At 70.2% G+C, this 17565-nt stretch carries 21 protein-coding genes and 1 tRNA gene; 7 read left to right on the top strand and 15 right to left on the bottom strand.

All coding sequences use genetic code 11. The features are described 5' to 3' along the window. Window positions 1-67 precede the first annotated feature (67 nt). Complete coding sequence (locus MIC98_RS02265; protein ID WP_239735170.1) at window positions 68-727, top strand: phosphotransferase; 660 nt, start codon at window positions 68-70, stop codon at window positions 725-727. A gap of 94 nt (window positions 728-821) precedes the next feature. Here the strand turns inward: MIC98_RS02265 and MIC98_RS02260 are convergent, their stop codons facing one another. Next, window positions 822-1160: a P-II family nitrogen regulator gene (locus MIC98_RS02260; protein WP_054662546.1), complete on the bottom strand. Its 339-nt coding sequence runs from the start codon at window positions 1158-1160 to the stop codon at window positions 822-824. Window positions 1161-1323: 163 nt separating this feature from the next. On the opposite strand from MIC98_RS02260, the gene MIC98_RS02255 reads away from it, so the two are divergent. From MIC98_RS02255 to MIC98_RS02245, 3 genes are all read left to right on the top strand, one after another. Further along, window positions 1324-1578, top strand: coding sequence for an accessory factor UbiK family protein (locus MIC98_RS02255; RefSeq protein ID WP_057639502.1), 255 nt, complete (start codon window positions 1324-1326; stop codon window positions 1576-1578). Between the two features lie 10 nt (window positions 1579-1588). After that, a complete protein-coding gene (locus tag MIC98_RS02250; RefSeq protein ID WP_239735169.1) occupies window positions 1589-3091 on the top strand; it encodes a YifB family Mg chelatase-like AAA ATPase in 1503 nt (500 codons plus the stop codon). Between the two features lie 172 nt (window positions 3092-3263). Next, complete coding sequence (locus MIC98_RS02245) at window positions 3264-4790, top strand: hypothetical protein (RefSeq protein ID WP_239735168.1); 1527 nt, start codon at window positions 3264-3266, stop codon at window positions 4788-4790. Window positions 4791-4815: 25 nt separating this feature from the next. On the opposite strand, the gene MIC98_RS02240 is transcribed toward MIC98_RS02245, so the two are convergent. Beyond that, a complete protein-coding gene (locus tag MIC98_RS02240) occupies window positions 4816-5097 on the bottom strand; it encodes a DUF3247 family protein (RefSeq protein ID WP_057639505.1) in 282 nt (93 codons plus the stop codon). 70 nt (window positions 5098-5167) lie between these two features. Beyond that, on the bottom strand, window positions 5168-5827 hold the full coding sequence (locus tag MIC98_RS02235) for a DUF6766 family protein (protein WP_239735167.1): 660 nt from the start codon (window positions 5825-5827) through the stop codon (window positions 5168-5170). A 203-nt stretch (window positions 5828-6030) separates the two neighbouring features. Between MIC98_RS02235 and MIC98_RS02230 the strand changes: the two genes are divergently transcribed. Then, window positions 6031-6210: a hypothetical protein gene (locus MIC98_RS02230; RefSeq protein ID WP_057639507.1), complete on the top strand. Its 180-nt coding sequence runs from the start codon at window positions 6031-6033 to the stop codon at window positions 6208-6210. Between the two features lie 64 nt (window positions 6211-6274). On the opposite strand, the gene MIC98_RS02225 is transcribed toward MIC98_RS02230, so the two are convergent. From MIC98_RS02225 to MIC98_RS02215, 3 genes are all read right to left on the bottom strand, one after another. Continuing rightward, a complete protein-coding gene (locus tag MIC98_RS02225) occupies window positions 6275-7288 on the bottom strand; it encodes a CorA family divalent cation transporter (protein ID WP_239735166.1) in 1014 nt (337 codons plus the stop codon). Window positions 7289-7294: 6 nt separating this feature from the next. Next, the gene (locus MIC98_RS02220; protein ID WP_239735165.1) at window positions 7295-7897 is read right to left on the bottom strand and encodes a hypothetical protein; all 603 of its coding nucleotides are present in this window, start codon (window positions 7895-7897) and stop codon (window positions 7295-7297) included. A 119-nt stretch (window positions 7898-8016) separates the two neighbouring features. Continuing rightward, the gene (locus MIC98_RS02215; protein WP_057639510.1) at window positions 8017-8268 is read right to left on the bottom strand and encodes a hypothetical protein; all 252 of its coding nucleotides are present in this window, start codon (window positions 8266-8268) and stop codon (window positions 8017-8019) included. 272 nt (window positions 8269-8540) lie between these two features. Between MIC98_RS02215 and MIC98_RS02210 the strand changes: the two genes are divergently transcribed. Next, a complete protein-coding gene (locus tag MIC98_RS02210) occupies window positions 8541-8885 on the top strand; it encodes a BON domain-containing protein (RefSeq protein ID WP_057639511.1) in 345 nt (114 codons plus the stop codon). Window positions 8886-8957: 72 nt separating this feature from the next. Here the strand turns inward: MIC98_RS02210 and ligD are convergent, their stop codons facing one another. From ligD to MIC98_RS02175, 7 genes are all read right to left on the bottom strand, one after another. After that, the gene (gene ligD / locus MIC98_RS02205) at window positions 8958-9839 is read right to left on the bottom strand and encodes a non-homologous end-joining DNA ligase (protein ID WP_239735164.1); all 882 of its coding nucleotides are present in this window, start codon (window positions 9837-9839) and stop codon (window positions 8958-8960) included. 227 nt (window positions 9840-10066) lie between these two features. After that, window positions 10067-10687: an isochorismatase family cysteine hydrolase gene (locus MIC98_RS02200; protein ID WP_239735163.1), complete on the bottom strand. Its 621-nt coding sequence runs from the start codon at window positions 10685-10687 to the stop codon at window positions 10067-10069. 16 nt (window positions 10688-10703) lie between these two features. Continuing rightward, window positions 10704-11729, bottom strand: a complete 1026-nt coding sequence (locus MIC98_RS02195; protein WP_239735162.1) for an SDR family oxidoreductase — start codon at window positions 11727-11729, stop codon at window positions 10704-10706. Window positions 11730-11775: 46 nt separating this feature from the next. Continuing rightward, window positions 11776-11991, bottom strand: a complete 216-nt coding sequence (locus MIC98_RS02190) for a hypothetical protein (protein WP_057639514.1) — start codon at window positions 11989-11991, stop codon at window positions 11776-11778. A gap of 98 nt (window positions 11992-12089) precedes the next feature. Further along, window positions 12090-13136, bottom strand: coding sequence for a DNA topoisomerase IB (locus MIC98_RS02185; protein ID WP_239735161.1), 1047 nt, complete (start codon window positions 13134-13136; stop codon window positions 12090-12092). Window positions 13137-13398: 262 nt separating this feature from the next. Continuing rightward, window positions 13399-14991 (bottom strand): EAL domain-containing protein, encoded by a 1593-nt coding sequence (locus MIC98_RS02180; RefSeq protein WP_239738000.1) that lies wholly within the window; start codon window positions 14989-14991, stop codon window positions 13399-13401. Window positions 14992-15134: 143 nt separating this feature from the next. Continuing rightward, window positions 15135-15211 (bottom strand) — tRNA-Arg (locus MIC98_RS02175). Window positions 15212-15348: 137 nt separating this feature from the next. Between MIC98_RS02175 and ubiA the strand changes: the two genes are divergently transcribed. After that, window positions 15349-16242, top strand: a complete 894-nt coding sequence (ubiA, locus tag MIC98_RS02170; RefSeq protein ID WP_239735160.1) for a 4-hydroxybenzoate octaprenyltransferase — start codon at window positions 15349-15351, stop codon at window positions 16240-16242. Between the two features lie 138 nt (window positions 16243-16380). Here the strand turns inward: ubiA and MIC98_RS02165 are convergent, their stop codons facing one another. After that, window positions 16381-16761: a VOC family protein gene (locus tag MIC98_RS02165; RefSeq protein WP_239735159.1), complete on the bottom strand. Its 381-nt coding sequence runs from the start codon at window positions 16759-16761 to the stop codon at window positions 16381-16383. Window positions 16762-16830: 69 nt separating this feature from the next. Beyond that, window positions 16831-17559, bottom strand: coding sequence for a ComF family protein (locus MIC98_RS02160; protein ID WP_239735158.1), 729 nt, complete (start codon window positions 17557-17559; stop codon window positions 16831-16833). Window positions 17560-17565: the final 6 nt, after the last annotated feature.

Below are 17565 nucleotides of genomic sequence, written 5' to 3'. Positions count from 1 at the left end.
TTCATCCCCCGCAAGACCGGCAGTCTACGGCGCTTTCCGCGCCCCGCGCCGGGTCAGGAAAGCCTTCATGAACACCGTGTCCGTCTGCTGCGGCGATATCGCCGTTCCCGCCCCCGTCCAACTGCTCAAGCGCGGCGAACGCCTGCTCGAACCCGACGTCTATTGCACCGAGTTCAATGGCCAGCCGGCCGTGTTCAAGGACTACCGCCGCTACCGCGGCACGCTGCTGGCGCCGGTCGCGCACCTGCTGGTGCGGCGCGAGGCCGGGGTGCTGCGGCGGTTGCAGGGCTGGAAGCACGCGCCGGCCCTGCTGGGCACCATCGGCGGGCTGGCGCTGGGCATGGAGTTCGTACCCGGCGACACCCTGAGCAGCGTGCAGCACGCCGGCCAGGAGGTGTTCGACCAATTGCAGCGGGCGTTGTCGCGCCTGCATGCGGCCGGCATCACCCACAACGACCTGCACGGGACCAACATCGTGGTCAGCGCCGGGGTGCCGGTGCTGCTGGATTTCACCTCGGCCCTGCGCACCCCGCGCTGGCTGCGCAATGGCCCGATCAGCCGCCAGCTGCGCCGCAGCGACATGAAGAACCTGGTCAAGATGCGCCAGCGCCTGACCGGGCTGGCGCCGACGCCGGAACAGGCGGCGCTGCTGGCCGAGCCGGGCTGGGTGCGCACGCTGCGCAATGCCTGGAAGCGGCTGTACCGGCGGATCAAACAGCAGGATTGAGCCATCTTCCGCAGCTGCCGGGCTTGCCCGGCAGGGGCCTTGCCGGCAACGCCCGGCGGGGCAAGCCCCGCCGCCACGGGTGCAAAGCGGGCGGTCAGAGCGCGTCGGCGTCCAGCTCGCCGGTGCGGATCCGCACCACGCTGCCCAGGTCGTAGACGAACACCTTGCCGTCGCCGATCTTGCCGGTGCCGGCGGCCTTGACGATGGCTTCCACCACCTCGTCGGCCTGGGCATCGGTGACCGCCACCTCGATCTTCACCTTGGGCAGGAAATCGACCACGTACTCGGCGCCGCGGTACAGCTCGGTGTGGCCCTTCTGCCGGCCGAAGCCCTTGACCTCGGTGACGGTGATGCCGGCCACGCCGCGTTCGGCGAGTGCTTCGCGCACGTCATCCAGCTTGAACGGCTTGACGATGGCCATGATCATTTTCATCGGTCGGTTCCCTGTCGGTGTGCCGGCGAAGGATACCCCGCGCCACCGCGGGCAGGGCAAACGCGCAGGCGAGGGATTATCCTTACCGCCCGACGCAACAGAGCCTGATGGCCGCGCGTGCCGGCACCGAGCAACATCGGCCGGCCCCCTGCGGAGACTGCCCATGATCGACCTGAACCACATCGACGCCCTGGCCCGCCGCCTGAGCGAACTGGTGCCCCCGGGGCTGCGCGAATCGCGCGAGGAACTGCAGGCCACCTTCAAGGGCGCGCTGCAGGCCGGCCTTGCCAAGCTGGACCTGGTGACCCGCGAGGAATTCGAGGTGCAGCGCGCGGTCCTGCTGCGCACCCGCGAGAAGCTCGACGCGCTGGAACAGGCCGTCGCCGCGCTGGAAAAACACCCCGCCAACGACGCCTGAGGCGCCGGCCGTGAGCCTGGCGCTGGTGCACGCCCGCGCCCGTGCCGGCGTGCACGCGCCGCCGGTGCGGGTGGAAGTGCACCTGTCCGGCGGCCTGCCCTGCACCCAGATCGTGGGCCTGCCCGCGGCGGCGGTGCGCGAGGCCCGCGACCGCGTGCGCGCAGCCATCCTCTGCGCGCAGTTCGAGTTCCCGGCACGGCGCATCACCATCAACCTGGCCCCGGCCGACCTGCCCAAGGACGGCGGCCGCTTCGATCTGCCGATCGCGCTGGGCATCCTCGCCGCCAGCGGCCAGATCGACCGCCAGGCGCTGGCCGGCCACGAGTTCATCGGCGAGCTGGCACTGACCGGCGAACTGCGCGGCGTCGATGGCGCGTTGCCGGCCGCGATCGCCGCCGCACGCGAGCAACGCACGCTGGTGGTGCCGCCGGACAACGCCGAGGAAGCCGCGCTGGCCGGCAACGCGCAGGTGAAGGTGGCCCGCACCCTGCTGGAAGCCTGCGCCGCGCTGGCCGGCGAGAAGGCGCTGCCGGACGCGCAGGCGGTCACCGTGGCGCCTTCGCCGCTGCCCGATCTTGCCGACGTGCGCGGCCATGCACAGGCGCGGCGCGCGCTGGAGATCGCCGCCGCCGGTAGCCACCATCTATTGCTGGTCGGCTCGCCCGGCTGTGGCAAGACCCTGCTGGCCTCGCGCCTGCCCGGCATCCTGCCCGAGGCCAGCGAGGCCGAGGCGCTGGAAACGGCCGCCGTCGCCTCGGCCGGCGGGCATCGCGTGGACCCGGCACGCTGGCGGCAGCGGCCCTTCCGCTCCCCGCACCACACCGCCAGCGCGGTGGCGCTGGTCGGCGGCGGCCCGCAGCCGCGGCCGGGCGAGGTATCGCTGGCCCACAACGGCGTGCTGTTCCTCGACGAACTGGCCGAGTGGAAGCGGCATGCGCTGGAGGTGCTGCGCGAGCCGCTGGAATCGGGCGTGGTCACCATTTCCCGAGCCGCGCGCAGCACCGCGTTCCCGGCCCGCTTCCAGCTGGTCGCGGCGATGAACCCCTGCCCCTGCGGCTGGGTCGGCGACCGCAGCGGGCGCTGCCGCTGCTCGGCCGAGGCGGTCGCCCGCTACCGCGCGCGCATCTCGGGGCCATTGCTGGACCGCATCGACCTGCACCTGCAGGTGCCGCGGCTGCCGCCGGCCGAGCTGCATGGCGATGCCCCGGGCGGCGAAACCAGCGCCGCCGTGCGGACGCGGGTGGTGCAGGCCCGTGCCCGCCAGCTGCAGCGGGCCGGCAAGGCCAATGCCTGCCTCGACCCCGGCGAGACCCTGCGCGACTGCGCGCTGGCCCGCCCCGACCAGGCCCTGCTGGAACAGGCGATGGAACGCCTGCAGCTGTCCGCGCGCTCGATGCACCGCATCCTGCGCGTGGCCCGCAGCATCGCCGATCTCGCCGGCGCCGACGCCATCGAACGCCCGCACCTGGCCGAAGCCATCGGCTACCGGCAGCTGGACCGCGCCGCGGAATGATGCCTGCTGCCGGAAACCCGTAGATGCGGGGCTTGCCCCGCATGGGGCTTTCCCGGTGAAGCCCGGTCGCGACGGGCGTCGCTCCTATGGGTTTGGCGGATGCCGGCGCCACGGTCGCTGCCAATGCGACGACAATGGGCGACGCTCGCCCTTCCCCGCTGCGGAGCCGGACATGGACAGGATCGAACGCCCGTACTACCCGATCATCTACGTGCGCGGCTATGCGATGACCCGCGCCGAGATCGTCGAGACCACCTCCACCCCGTTCATGGGCCTGGAGGCCGGCTCGACCAAGATCCGCCAGGCGCAGGACGGCTCGGTGGTGAAATTCGTGTTCGAATCGCCGCTGGTGCGGCTGATGAAGGACCACGGCTACCGCGACGTCTACGACGGCGGCGCCGAACTGCGCAGCGGCATTTCGCCGCGCAGCATCGTCATCCACCGCTATTACGACGTGGCCGACCCCGCCTTCGGCGGCGGCAAGGCGCCGTCGATCACCGAGGCCGCCGCCAGCCTCGGCAGGCGCATCCTCGAACTGCGCAACAGCGTGTGCGGCGGCAACGCCACGATGCGCCGCGATTTCCGCGTGTACCTGGTCGCGCACTCGATGGGCGGGCTGATCTGCCGCTGCCTGCTGCAGAACCCGGAGGTGGCCGGCGCCGAGGCGCGCGCGCTGGTGGACAAGGTGTTCACCTACGCCACCCCGCACAACGGCATCGACATCGCCGGCATCAACGTGCCCGACCTGCTCTCGCTCAACGACCTGAACAACTTCAACCGCGGCAACATGGCCAAGTACCTGAAGGTGGCCAAGGACAAGGTCAATACGCTGGGCGACTCCGGCTTCCCGCCGTCGCGGCTGTTCTGCCTGATCGGCACCAACAGCCGCGACTACGCGGTGGCGCGCGGGTTGTCCTCGTTCGCAGTCGGCGCCTTCAGCGACGGCCTGGTGCGCATCGCCAACGCCTACGTTGAGGGCGCGCCACGCGCCTTCGTCAACCGCAGCCACAGCGGCCACTTCGGCATCGTCAATTCGGAAGAGGGCTACCAGAACCTGACCCGCTTCCTGTTCGGCGATACCTGCGCCACCGCGCAGTTGGACATCGCCGCGCTGCCGCTGCCGCCGGAGATCGAAAGCGCGCGCAAGCGCGGCAAGCAGGTGCGTTCCTCGTACTACATCGAGGCCACCGTGGCGCCGCGCGGCGCCTACACCTACCAGCTCACCGCGCGCACCCAGGCCAACGAATGCGCGGTGCGCCGCGAGTACGGCGAGCTGTTCGACGGGGACGGCAACCTGCGCCGCGATGCGCGCTCGCCGGTGCTGTTCTCGGTGTTCCTGGACAGCCGCCGCATCACCGCCGGCAGCGAGATCGCCTTCTCCATCGAGCTGGCGGTGTGCAACGCCGGCTACGAGGTGGACGGCGCGCTGTTCCTGAAGAACCACATCCCCGGCGAATACCTGTTCCGCAACACGCTGGTGCTGTTCGCCAAGCCCGGCGAGGACGGCCAGTGGCGGCTGCGCTACGTGTGGGGCGACGACCAGTGGGCCGGTGGCCCGAAGACCCGGGCCGAACTGGACAGCGCGCGCAGCCGCGCCATCGGCATCGTCCAGCAGGCGCCGGACGTGTTCTCGGTGCCGCTGGCCTCGGCTAAGGGTTTTGCCGCCGAACTGAAGATCGCGCTGTCGGCATGGGCGTGAACGGCATCGCGAAAAGGGTGCGCACCTAGCACGACCCCAGGCGCACGAAGCGCTCCACCTCGTCCAGCCAGACGATGTGGATGCCCGCATCGCCGGTGTCGATCCGCAGCTGGCCGTTGGTGCCCTCGTTGCCTTGCGGGTCGAGGAACTGCTGGACCGTCGGCCGGTCGGGAAGCGTGCCCACCCGCGTCGTTCCATCGCGCAGGTGCAGCTCGACCGTCAACTCCGCGTCGAGCGCCAATTGCAGTTCCTTCAATCGTTCGATGGTGGCCTGGTCCACATGGACGCGGGGAGCTGTTCTGCTCATTGCATGCCTCGCCTGTCATTCGTTGCGTGGAAAGGGAAAATCCGGTGACCACGCGCCAACCGTTCCGCGCTCAGGTGCCGGTCTGCGAAGTGGGCGCATGCAGCGGCTTGGATTGCGGCGACTTGTCCTGCCGCAGCCAGATGCTCAACACGACGATGGACAGCACCGCGAGGAATTCGCTTTGCCAGTTCTGCATCGACTCGAACCAGAACCGCGCACTGCACAGATGCTCGAACAGGCTGATCGCGGCCTGGCCCTGCATGACCCGCTGCTCGTTCTTGTGCAGCCAGCTGCCGCCGGCGTGCCCGGCGAAACTCAGCAGGAACAGCAGTGCATACGCCAGCGACAGCGAGTTGGCGTACAGCACCTTGCAGATACCGCCCCTGCGCAGCGGCCACGGCCGCGTGCCGGCTTCCACCCGTTCCCGTTCCTCGCCCGGGTCCAGCGGCCGCGATTCGGCCGAGCCTTTCTGGCGCAGGCCCACGGTCAGCAGCACGTACATGCCCATCTGCAGGAACTCGCTTTCCCAGTTTTCGAAGGTGGCCGACAGGAAGTGCCCGCTGGCCAGGTACCGGCGCAGCGATTCCGGCACGGCGCCGGCATCCAGCAGCTCCGCGTTGTGCACCAGAAACCCGGACCACACCTGCCCGGAAAGGAACACGGCGAACAATGCCAGCAGCATCAGCGACAGGCCATTGCGGCGGAAGAAGGATGACGGTTCGTTGCCCATGTGCGGTCTCCGGCGATGACAACGCAAGCTGGACGCCGATGCTGCAAGGACGCGTAAAGGAATCGTGGCGGACGTCGCCGCCCCGGTCACATCCATGAACCGGCGCGCGCGGAGACGACGGCGTGAACGCAGGCGGCGCCGGCTTCACGTGCGGATCAAGCGGCGGCCGGAACAATCGCCGGTACCTGCCAGGAGGTTGTGCCATGTCCAGAGACCGCAAGGATCCGCCGGATCCGTCCGAAGACCGCCAGTGCGGGGAAACCCGCAAGCAGCACCACGAGCGCAAGCAGCACGAAAGCGCCAACCACGACGAAGCGCTGGAAGAGACGTTCCCCGCCAGCGACCCGGTATCGCCCTTCGTCCCGGCCAGGACGCCCGAATGAACCGTGCCCGGCCACGCGCATCCCGCTGCGTGGCCGCCGCGGTGGCGCCACACAGCGCGCGACGCTAGAACCAGCGGCGATGGCGCCCAAGCAGGAAGGCGCCGGCGGCCAGCAGCAGCAACCCGCCGACCACGGCGAAGAACCCCACGTCGTCGGTCTTGAAGAAGCCGGCGCGGAAGTTCATGCCCAGCGCGCCGACGATGGTGGCCAGCAGGCCGGTGACCACGGTGACGAAGGTGAGCACGCGCATGGCGTCGTTGGTGCGCAGCGCGGTCTGGTTGCTGAACAGCTCGAAGCTGCCCAGCACCAGCTCGCGGGCATTCTCGACCATGTCCATCGCCCGCTCGAAGCGGGTGTCGAGCGCGACGAAATGGCGCTCGGCGGTGCGGTTCTCGTCCGGGCGGAAATCCGGCCGCGACAGGGCGCCGAACACGCGGCGGTGCGGGGCCAGCATCCGCCGCAGCCGCGAGGCCCAGCGCCGCAGCCGCTGCAGCTCGGGCAGCATGTCGCGCGCGCGCTCGCCGAGGATGCGGACCTCCAGGCGCTCGATGGCGATCTCGTAGTCGTTGATCGCCGTGAAGTAGCTCGCCAGCTGGCGGTCGAGCAGGGTGGCCACGAAGCTCTCGGCACACAGCACGCCCAGCGCACCGTTGCCCCACTGCCGCCCGCGCATGTCCTCGACGAAGTCGATCGGTTGCCGGTGGAAGGTGACCACGCGGTTGTCGCCGGTGATGCACGACAGCACGCTGCCGGCAAGCTTCTCGCGGTTGCCGCTGCCGCCGGCGGCGATGACCCGCACCCAGAAATGCCCGCCCTCCTGCCCCATCTCCGGCGCGGTGCCGCCGTCCACGAAGGCCCGCGCCGCCGCCGGCAGTTCCCAGGCCTGCCATACCGCATCCAGCATCGCGGCCGGTGCGTCGCCCAGGTCCACCCACGCCAGCGCGTCGTCGCCGGGGCAGCATTGCGCCAGCGCCTCCAGCGCGACCGCGCGGGAGTGGCCTTCGGCATCGAACACGCGGCAGAAGAACGCCCCGTCCGCCGGGGGATCGTCCGCCGTGCTGGCCGCCGCGGTCGCCACGTGCGGTTACAGGTAGTCCTTGCGTGCGTTCTCCGCCCGCGCCGCGCCGATGGCGGTCTGCACGTCCTTGCGTTCCTCCGGCGGGGGCAGCACCGCCGGCATGCCCAACTGCTGGATCCACAGTTCCCGCGCCCAGCCCTTGGTGTGGTACAGGTGGTGGTCTTCCTGTTTCTCCACGGCCTCGTAGGCCTGCATCAGCACCTTGGCATGCGGGCCACGCCTGCCGGCGACCTTGCCGATCAGTTCCCAGTTCAGGTGGTCCTTGGTTTCGGCAAGGACGACGCATTCGGCCGCCACCAGCTCCGCCTCGGCGGGTCTGGCGTTGGCCAACGCCATCTCGATCGCGGCCACCAGCGAAGCGCCCAGGTGGGCGACGACCTCGCGGCCGGGGCTGGCGGTTTCCGTATCCAGGCCAAGCTGCCCGAACACGCGGGTCAGGATTTCCTCGTGGGTGCGGGTTTCGTCCAGGTAGCCCTGCCACTCCTTGCGCAGGTCCTCGTTCCCGGTGGCGCGCAACGCGGCGGTATAGACCTGGATGCCGCCACGCTCGGTTTCCAGCGCCTGCAGCAACAACTCGGTGACGGATGCTTCATCTGCTTTCGTGGCCATGCCTGCTCTCCTCGTCGGGACGGCCGGTATAGCCAGCCATCCGCAAAGCACGCGTGAGCCGGCGTGAACGGCAGGTGTTGGCCGCGGCGGGGCCTCCCGTGCGGGCAGGCCCCGGCCCGTCAACCGACCACCAGCGACCAGGGGATTTCCGATCCGTTGAACTTGAACTTGAACCCGTCGCAATCCACCTGCCTTGCCAGGTTGCCGCGCTCGTCGACCAGCGTGCTGACCTCTATCCGCGTATCCGCCGCGGCGGGCCCGCTCCTGCTCGGGATGCCGGCTGTCCTGATGTCGGCCATTTCCCTGGAAACGATCGTGACCGGGCGCAGCTCCCGCCCCGGGCCCTCCAGATAGAATTGAATGCCTTTCACGGTGCGATGTCCTCGAGATCATTCCCCCATCCAGCGCCACCTTTTCTACAGGTGGCGGGGTTAAGGCGCCGGGTACGGCATGCCTTGCATTCGTTAAGCGGCGACATGGAACGCGGCATGGATCGCGACATGCCCTTCACGCCGATACGCCACCGCCGCGCTTTCCCACCGGCCGCGCGTGCACGCGCCCCTCACCAATGGCTGCATGTTCTTAATCCATGCCCCGACACGATGGCGGCGGAGCATTCCTGCTCCCCAAGTGGAGGATCGACATGAAGACTCGCAAGCTCAAGCAACTCCTGTTCGCCACCTTGGTCGCCACCGGTTGCGCGGGAACCGCCATCAGCGTCCAGGCCGCCGGCCAGGCCACGGCCGGGCAGGAATCCGTGCAGCCCGGCAGCGACACCTGGATCACCACCAAGGTCAAGGCCGAACTGCTCGCCACCAAGGACGTTTCCGGCCTGGACATCAAGGTCGAGACGGTCAACGGCGTGGTTTCCCTGAGCGGCACCGTGGACACGCAGGTCGAGGCCGACCGCGCGGTGGCGGTGGCGCGGGCCATCGAGGGTGTCAGCCGGGTGGATGACAGCGGGCTGGTGGTGCGCAACAAAAGCTGAAGCTGAGCACGCCACCCGCGGTGGTCCGCTGGCCTTGCCGGCCGGCGGACCCACCCGCGCCTGCCGGCGCGATCATCCGCGCCGCTTGCGGGCCGACCGCGAGACGCTCCTGTCCAGATCCTGTTCGATCGCGGCGATGTCGCCCCACGGATGCGCCTTCATCCGCGCCATGCGCCGCGGCGCGGAAGCCAGCGTGCAGGCATCGCCGCGCTTCACTCTTCCCGGTTCCTCCCAGCGCAACGGCATCGCCACCGGTGCTCCCACCCGCGCACGCAGCGAGAACGAGGCCACGCTGGTCGCGCCGCGGCCGTTGCGCAGGTAGTCGATGAAGATGCGCCCCTTGCGCTGCGCCTTGCCGGCGGTGGCCACATACGACAACGGATCGGCCGCGGCCATCGCCTCGGCGAAGGTGCGCGCGAATTCCCGCACCCGCGACCACGGGCAGGCCGGCCGCAACGGCGCCACCACGTGCAGGCCCTTGCCGCCGGAGGTACGCACGAACGATTCCAGGCCGAGCGCGCGCAGGCGGTCGCGCACCTGCCGCGCGGCCGCCACCACCCGCGGCCAGGCCACGCCCGGCGCCGGGTCGAGGTCGAACACCATGCGGTCGGCCTTGTCCGGGTCATCGGCCAGCGCGCCCCAGGGGTGGAATTCCAGCGCGTTGAACTGCACCAGCTCCAGCAGCGCATCGGCGTCGCGCACGACGAGGTAGTCGGCGCGGGTGCCGTCCTCTTCCTCCAACGGCAGCGCATCGACCCGCGCCATGCCCGCCAGCAGGTGCTTCTGGAAAAAGCACGGCCGCTGCGCGCCCTGCGGGCAGCGCACCACCGACAACGGGCGGCCGGCGATTTCCGGCAGCAGCCAGGGCAGCATGGTGCGGTAGTAGGCGAACACGTCGCACTTGCGGATGCCCGCGCCCGGGTACACCACGCGGGCCGGGCTGGTGAGCGTCACCGCGGCTGTGAACTTCCCGATCTGGTGGTGGCTGCAGGCATTTCCGGCTCCCGGTGGGTGTGGGTATCCGCCGCACGCAGGCCGGTGATCATCCTGCTGTCGGCGTGGATCATCTTGAATGCGGCCTGCCGCGTTGGCGCCCCCCCATCACCAGCATGGGCTTGGTCCCGTTGCACCCGGGGAACCGCCACCAACGCCGACCGGCATGAAAAAGCGCCGCGGCGATTTCACGGCGGCACCGGGAACAGGCCGGGCACCGAGCGCGACGAACGGGTGTCGCCGCCCAGCGACTGCGCGACGACGGCCAGCGCGGCGCGCTTGCGCCGTGGCGTGATCGCCGCCACGCAGTCGCCGGGCACCCACAGCGCGAACTCACGCATGTTGGCGTCCTGCGCGGTGGCCAGCACGCAGGAATCGGCGGCCACGCCGGTCAGCACCAACCGTCGCACCTGCAGCTTGGCCAGCAGGATCGTCAACGGCGTGGCGAGGAAACCCGAGTGCTTGGGCTTGAGCACGTGGTAGTCGTGCGGGCGCGGCGCCAACCGCCGCGCCACCGCCGCCGCATGGCCGCCGGCATCGGCGCAGGCCGTCACCAGGTCGCTGAACTGCCCCTGCCAATGGGCGAAGTTGTCGTTGACGTGGATCACCGGTGCCGCGGCGGCGTCGAAGCGGCGGCGCAGGCGCACGATGCCCGCGCAGGCCGCCTCGGCGGCGGCACCGAGCGCGTCGCCGCCGGCGAAATCGAACAGGTTGATCATGTCCAGGATCAACAGCGCGGTCGCATCGCCGTGGCGGGAGGCAAGGGCCTGCCCGCCACCGTCGCCGCCCGCCTTGCGCTTCGTGCCCATGACCGGCCGCCGCCGCTCAGCCGCGCGGGCCGCCCATCACCGGCAGGATCGCCCCGCTGATGTAGCTGGCGGTCACCGGCGAGGCGAGGAAGACGTAGGCCGGCGAGAGTTCCTCCGGCTGCGCCGGCCGGCCCATGTCGCTGTCCTTGCCGAACCTGGCGACATCCGGGGCCTGCTTGTCGGCCGGGTTCAGCGGCGTCCACACCGGCCCCGGGGCGACGCAGTTCACCCGGATGCCGCGGCCCAGCAACTGCGCGGCCAGCGCCTTGGTGAAGGCATGGATGGCGCCCTTGGTGGCGGTGTAGTCGAGCAGCGACGGGCTGCCGAACAGCGCGGTTTCCGAGCCGGTGTTGATGATGCTGGCGCCTTCGCCCAGGTATGGCAGCACCGCGCGCGCCATCTGCACGTAGCCGGCGATGTTGGTCTGCAGGGTTTCCTGCAGGTGCGCGTCGTCGAGGTCCTCCAGGCGGTGGCAGTGCAGCTGGAAGGCGGCGTTGTTGACCAGGATGTCGATGCCGCCGAGCGCCTCGTTCACCTGTGCGGCCGCCGCGTTGCAGAACGCCGGGTCGCGCACGTCGCCGCTGATGGCGATGCAGCGGCCGCCCTCGTCCTCGACCGCCCTGCAGGTTGCCTCCGCGTCCTCGTGCTCGTCCAGGTACAGCACCGCCACGTCGGCACCTTCGCGCGCGAACAACAGGGCCACCGCGCGACCGATGCCCGAGTCGCCGCCGGTGACCAGCGCGCGCATGCCCTGCAGCTTGCCGCTACCCAGGTAGTCGGGCGCCAGGTAGCGCGGCTGCAGTCGCAGGTCGTGCTCGTTGCCCGGCTTCTTCAGGCTCTGCGCGGGCAGTTTCGCCGGCTGGCGGCGGGTGCCCGCCTGCACCCCGCCGGACGGTGCCGGCTTCGGCTTGCCGGCGCCCTGCTGCTTCATCTTCGCCTGCATGCGGCGCTGGCGCTCGGCCGTCGCCTCCGCCCCGGCGCGGGCGGAGCTGGCGCTCTTGCCGGCGGCCTTGCGGGCAGGGGTTTTCTTGCTGGGGGTCATGGGCTCGATCTCCGGTGTGGGTTCGCGGGCACGTCGTGATGGGCGCTCAGCCCGCGGAGGCATGGCGGGCGCAGTGTTCGCAGCAGAAGACCGCCTTGCCGACCTCCACGCCGTGGCCGATGACGGCGCACTCGCAGTGCGCGCAGCGCGGTGCCATCGCATGGATGGCGCATTCGAACGAATCGAAGGTGCGCGTCACCGCGCCCTGGGTGATGGTGAAGCTCCTGTCGTAGTTGTTGCCGCAGACGTCGCAGGTGGCCATGGGTGTTCCTCGGTTGCTTGCCGGGCAACCGATTCTTCGCGGGCCGGTGCTGCGCGGCAGTGAAAAAACGTGGAAGCGCCGTGTAGGCGCGCGCCCGCTCAGCGCGGCGCCGGGCAGGCCTTCAGCACCTTCAGCGCCGCCCGTTCGCACTGGCGGATGCCGCGCAGCGCGCGCAACGGCCGCAGCGCGCCGTCCTGCCAGGCACGGAACACGCGCGGGTCGATGTAGGACTTCCGGCAGACCGCGGGGGTATTGCCGAGCGTCGCGGCGACCGCGGCAACGACCCGGTTGCGCAGCGGCGCCAGCGTCCGTTCGCCCGCATCCGCCGGTACCGGCAACCGCGCCAGTTCGATCATCGCGGTCAGGGTGGCGCCCCAGGTGCGGAAATCCTTGGCGGTGAAATCGCTGCCGGTCAGCCGCTTCAGGTAGGCGTTGACGTCGCCCGAATCGACCGGGCGCACCCGGCCCGCGTCGTCGCGGTACTGGAACAGCGGCTTGCCGGGCAGGTCGTGGCAGCGCCGGATCAGCGCCACCAGCCGCCGGTCGTCTATCCGCAGGTGCTGGGAACGGCCGGATTTCCCGGCGAAGCGCATCTCCGCGCGCGCCCCCGCGCACAGGTGGAGGTGGCGGTTGCACAATGTGGTCAGGCCGTAGGAATGGTTGCTGCGCGCATAGGCGTCATTGCCGATGCGTGCGTAGGTCCTGCCCATCACCGTGACCACCAGGGCCAGCACCTTGTCGCGCGGCAGGCCGGGCAGCGCCAGGTGCCGGCGCAGCTTGCCGCGCAGCGCCGGCAACGCCCTGCCGAAGGCGAGGATGCGGGCGAACTTGTCCGCGCCGCGTTGCCGCACCCAGTCCGGGTGGTAGCGGTACTGCTTGCGCCCGCGCGCGTCGCGGCCGGTGGCCTGCAGGTGCCCATCGGCGCGCGCGCATATCCACACCTCGGTGTAGGCCGGCGGTATCGCCAGCCGGCGGATCCGTTCGAGTACCGCGCCGTCGCGTACCGGCGCACCGGCGCTGTCCACGTAACGGAAGCCGCGCCCGGCGCGCTGCCGCGAGATTCCCGGCTGCCGGTCGTCGCTGTGGCGCAGGCCGGTGCCGCGCAGCGTGCGCGAGGGCGTTTCATGGGCGTTGGCGCTTGGCATCAGGGGGAGGCAGGGCGGGGTTCTCCGGCGCTCGGCAGGGGCGCCGCATCACCAGGGCGGCACGCTCAGCACCACGGCCAATGCCAATACGACGATAACGATGACGATGATCCATCGGCGGGGAAACCTGCGGCGCTGCGTCATGTGCGGAGCCCTCTGGCGGGTGTCGATGGCCCGAGGGTGCGGCAGGCGGCGTCAAGATGGCGGGAAGCGCGGCGCCGTCGTCGGCTCGGAAGGAAGGCCGCAATGTGGAGGGATGCGGTTACGCCTCCGGGTCGGTACGGCCCGTTACCGCGACGCGATCGACGAACGCTTCGATTCCCAGCGGGCGTGCCAACGCATAGCCCTGCCCGTAGCGCACCCCCGCCGCCAGCAGCAGTTGCACCTGCTCCATCTTCTCGATGCCCTCGGCAACGGTCTGCGCCTCGACGGCGTGGGCGATATTGACGATTTCGGGGATCAGGTTGGAGCGCACCGTGGCGTCTTCCAGCTCGTAGACGAACGAACCGTCGATCTTCAGCAGGTCGGGGGAAAGCTGGGTGACCGACCTGAGGTTGGAATAGCCGGTGCCGAAGTCGTCCACCGCGATCAGGAAGCCCCGGGCCTTCAGCCGCTGCACTTCCGGGATCAGCTCGCTGGACAGACTGTGCTCGGTGATCTCGATGCAGACTTCGAGGTCGTTGCGGCCGGTGGCCCGCAGGGCCTGTTCCAGCAGCGGAATCAGCACGTCCGGCTCGATGCTTTCGGGAAAGCAGTTCAGGGCGATGCCGAACCTGCCCTCCCATGCCGGCAGGTGCGCCGCCAGTTCCCGGATCGCCTTGCGCGCGACCGCATGGTCGAAGCGACGCTGCAGGCCGGCGCCGCGGATGGCCGGGATCATCCGGTCGGGCGCCCAGGTCGTTTCACCCTCCCGCAGGCGCGCCAGCACCTCGCAGCCGACCGGACGCAGCGTCGCCAGGTCGAACACGGGCTGGTAGACCAAGGCCAGATGGGCTTCGTCGCAAAGCAGGCCGATGCGGTTGCGCAGGCTGCCGAGCCGGTACACGAAGGGCGTGACCGTCCCGATGACCAGCCCGGCGATCAGCAGCGATCCGGCCAGCAGCACCGGCAGCAATGCGTTGCCCTGCACGATGGCCGGCAGGTTGCGCCGCGTCTGCAGCACCACGTCCTGGCCGGGCGCCATGCTGACCCGCTCGTAGCCCAACCCTTGCCACGAAAGGCTGGAGCCCTCCAAGTGGCCGGCACGCGCCTGCATCGCCGGCAGGGCCCGGGCCTCGATGCCGTTGGCATTGAGCAGGAACAGCCCGTCCGTGGTGCGCAGCCATACCGCGTCGGCGCTGGCGTACAGGTCGTCGGTGGCATAGGGGCTGACGACGACGTTGACCGGCGGGCGCTGGATGATGGTGGCGGCCACCTTCCTGCCCGCCATCGTCAGCGGGACGTTGGTCAACAGCTCCAGCCCCGACCGCGAGACATGGACCGGGTAGTCGTCCTTGATCGGCACGGACAACCGCCCCAGCGCCGTGGAGCAGATCAGCTGCCGGTTTTCGTCCAGCACGCCGATCTCGCGCAGGTAGCGGGAGCCCAGCAGTTCGGCATTGAGGTCGACCAGGCCCTGGTCGCTGCAGTTCAGCCGGCCCTTGCGGGCCAGGCGGTCCAGCAGCCCGCTGCCTTCCGCGGTGACCTTCTGCATCAGCTGCAGGGCCGCGTCGTGGCGCTGCGCCGTCCGGCTCTGGTCGAGCCATGCAACGGCGGCCACCGAGGCCAGCATCAACGCGAGGGAGACGAATATCCCGATGCCGCAGATGAAGACCCTCGGCATCCTGGCGATCTTCAGCAGCAACCAGTGGCGCACCTTGTGCAAGAAGCCTCCCGACCTTGCCGCGCGGCTCGAAGCCAGCCGTTGGAATCGTATGCGCTGTTCAACCGGGCGACAACGTCGGCTGGACGGCCATGCGCCAACCGCAGCCGATGACGACCGGGAAATGGTTTGGAAGATGGCGCGCCCGGAGGGATTCGAACCCCCGACCAATGGCTTCGGAAGCCACTACTCTATCCGGCTGAGCTACGGGCGCGTTGTCTGTTGCGGCGGGAGCGTTGCACTCCCGGACCGGCCGGCATCGCCGGGCGGAGGCGCATTCTAACGGCAAATGCCCGCGCAGGTCTGCCCCCGTGCCCCGAGGGCGGCGGGGGCTGCTGGTAATCTTCGCGCATGGGTTACGAACGACACGAACCGCCGCCGGCTCCGCCACCGTCGCGGCTGCTGCCTTACTGGAAGCTGATGCGCGCCGACCGCCCGATCGGCACCCTGCTGCTGCTGTGGCCCACGTGGTGGGCGCTGTGGCTGGCGGCCGGTGGCCTGCCGCCGCTGTGGACGCTGTTCGTGTTCACCGCCGGGGTGTGGCTGACCCGCTCGGCCGGTTGCGTCATCAACGACTACGCCGACCGCTGGCTGGACCCGCACGTCAAGCGCACCCGGGACCGCCCGCTGGCTACCGGCGCGGTGTCCGGGCGACAGGCGCTGGCGCTGTTCGCCGGGCTGATGGGGGTGGCGTTCGCGCTGGTGCTGACGATGAACCGGCTGACCGTGCTGCTGAGCTTCGTCGGCGTGTTCCTGGCCGCCACCTACCCGTACCTGAAGCGCTACACCCACCTGCCGCAGGTCTACCTGGGCATGGCCTTCGGCTGGGGCATCCCGATGGCGTTCGCCGCGGTGCAGGGCGAGGTGCCGCCGCTGGGCTGGGTGCTGTACGGCGCCAACATCCTGTGGTCCACCGCCTACGACACCTGGTACGCGATGGTCGACCGCGACGACGACCTGAAGGTCGGCTCGCACTCCACCGCCATCCTGTTCGGCGATCTGGACCTGGTGATCCAGGGCATCCTCTATGCGCTGTTCCTCGGCGCGATGGCGCTGGTCGGACAGCGCGCGCAACTGGGCGCGTGGTACTGGCTGGGGCTGCTGGTGGCCGCCGTGCTGGTGGCCTGGGAGTTCTGGCTGGCGCGCAGGCGCGAACGCGAACCGTGCTTCAAGGCATTCCTGCACAACAACTGGGTGGGCGCGGCGCTGTTCGCCGGTATTGCGGCCAGCCAGTATCTGGATTGATTGGGGTAGCTGGCATGATGCCGGTGATGCGCCTGTCGTGAAGGTTCCGCGGCCGGTACTGGTGCCAAGGGTGGTGGTGAGGGCATGCGGGGCGAGCCCCGCATCTACGGCTTTCGAGCCGACCGGCGCGGGTGCGGGTCACTGGCCCGCGGGCGGCTCCCACAGCTCGACCTTGTTGCCGTCCGGGTCGATGACCCAGCCGAACTTGCCGAAGTCCGAGGACTCGGTGGCGTCGAGCACGTCGCAGCCCTCCGCGCGCAACGCGGCCAGCAGCACGTCGAGGTCGTCCACGCGGAAGTTGACCATGAAGGTCGCCGAACCCGGTTCCATCTTCTTCGTGTCGCGCGCGAACACGCTCCAGATGGTCATCCCCGGCGCGCTGCCGGGGCCGCCCCACGGGAACACCGCCCCGCCCCACTCGCCCACGTCCAGCCCGAGGTGGTCGCGGTACCAGGCGCCAAGGCGCACGGGGTCCGCGGACTGGAAGAAGATGCCGCCGATGCCTGTCACGCGCTTCATTGACCTGTCTCCGGATTGGCTCGCGCCCGTGGTCCGGCAGCATGCCACGGCGCCATTGCCGCCCGGCATTCACGGCACCCGCGCGCAGACCCAGGCATCGACACGCGTCACGCCGGCCCGGCGCAGCGCACGGGCGGCCGCGTGCAGGGTGGCGCCGGTGGTCATCACGTCATCGACCAGCGCCACGTGCGGCGGCAATGGCCCGGCGGCGACGAAGGCCGCGCGCAGGTTGCGGCGGCGCGTGGCTGCATCCAGCTCCGACTGGGCGGCGGTGGCGCGTACCCGGCGCAACCCGGCCAGCAGCGGCAACTGCAGGTGGCGGGCCAGCGGCCGCGCCAGCTCCAACGCCTGGTCGTAGCCCCGCTGGCGCAGCCGCGACCGGTGCAGCGGTACCGGCACCAACGCCTGCGGCGGGTCGGCGGCGGCCAGCCGCTCGCCCATCAACTGCGCCAGCAGGCGTCCGGCGGCAAGGTCGTGGTGGAACTTGAAGCGGCGCAGCAGGCCATCCACCGGCGCGGCGTACAGCAAGGCGGCGTGCACCTGTTGCAGCGGCGCGCGCGCCTGCCAGCAGGCGCCGCACAACGTACCGGCGCTCTCCGCGGCCGGCAGCGGCAAGGCGCAGCGGCGGCAGGCACTGTCCAGCCACGGCAGGCCGGCGGCGCAAGCGGCACACAGGTCGCGGCCGGCGGCCGCCGGTTCGGTGCAGACCAGGCAGGTCGGCGGGAACAACAAGCCGGACAACCGGCTACCCCATATGTAAACCCGCTCTGAAATCGATTGGTTGACAGGGGTGACCATGCTCAC

Source organism: Stenotrophomonas sp. NLF4-10, assembly GCF_022359915.1.
In the GTDB taxonomy this organism is placed as follows: Bacteria; Pseudomonadota; Gammaproteobacteria; order Xanthomonadales; family Xanthomonadaceae; genus Stenotrophomonas; species Stenotrophomonas daejeonensis.
Note: the sequence above shows the minus strand (reverse complement) of the source record. Positions and strands in the feature narration are given on the sequence as shown.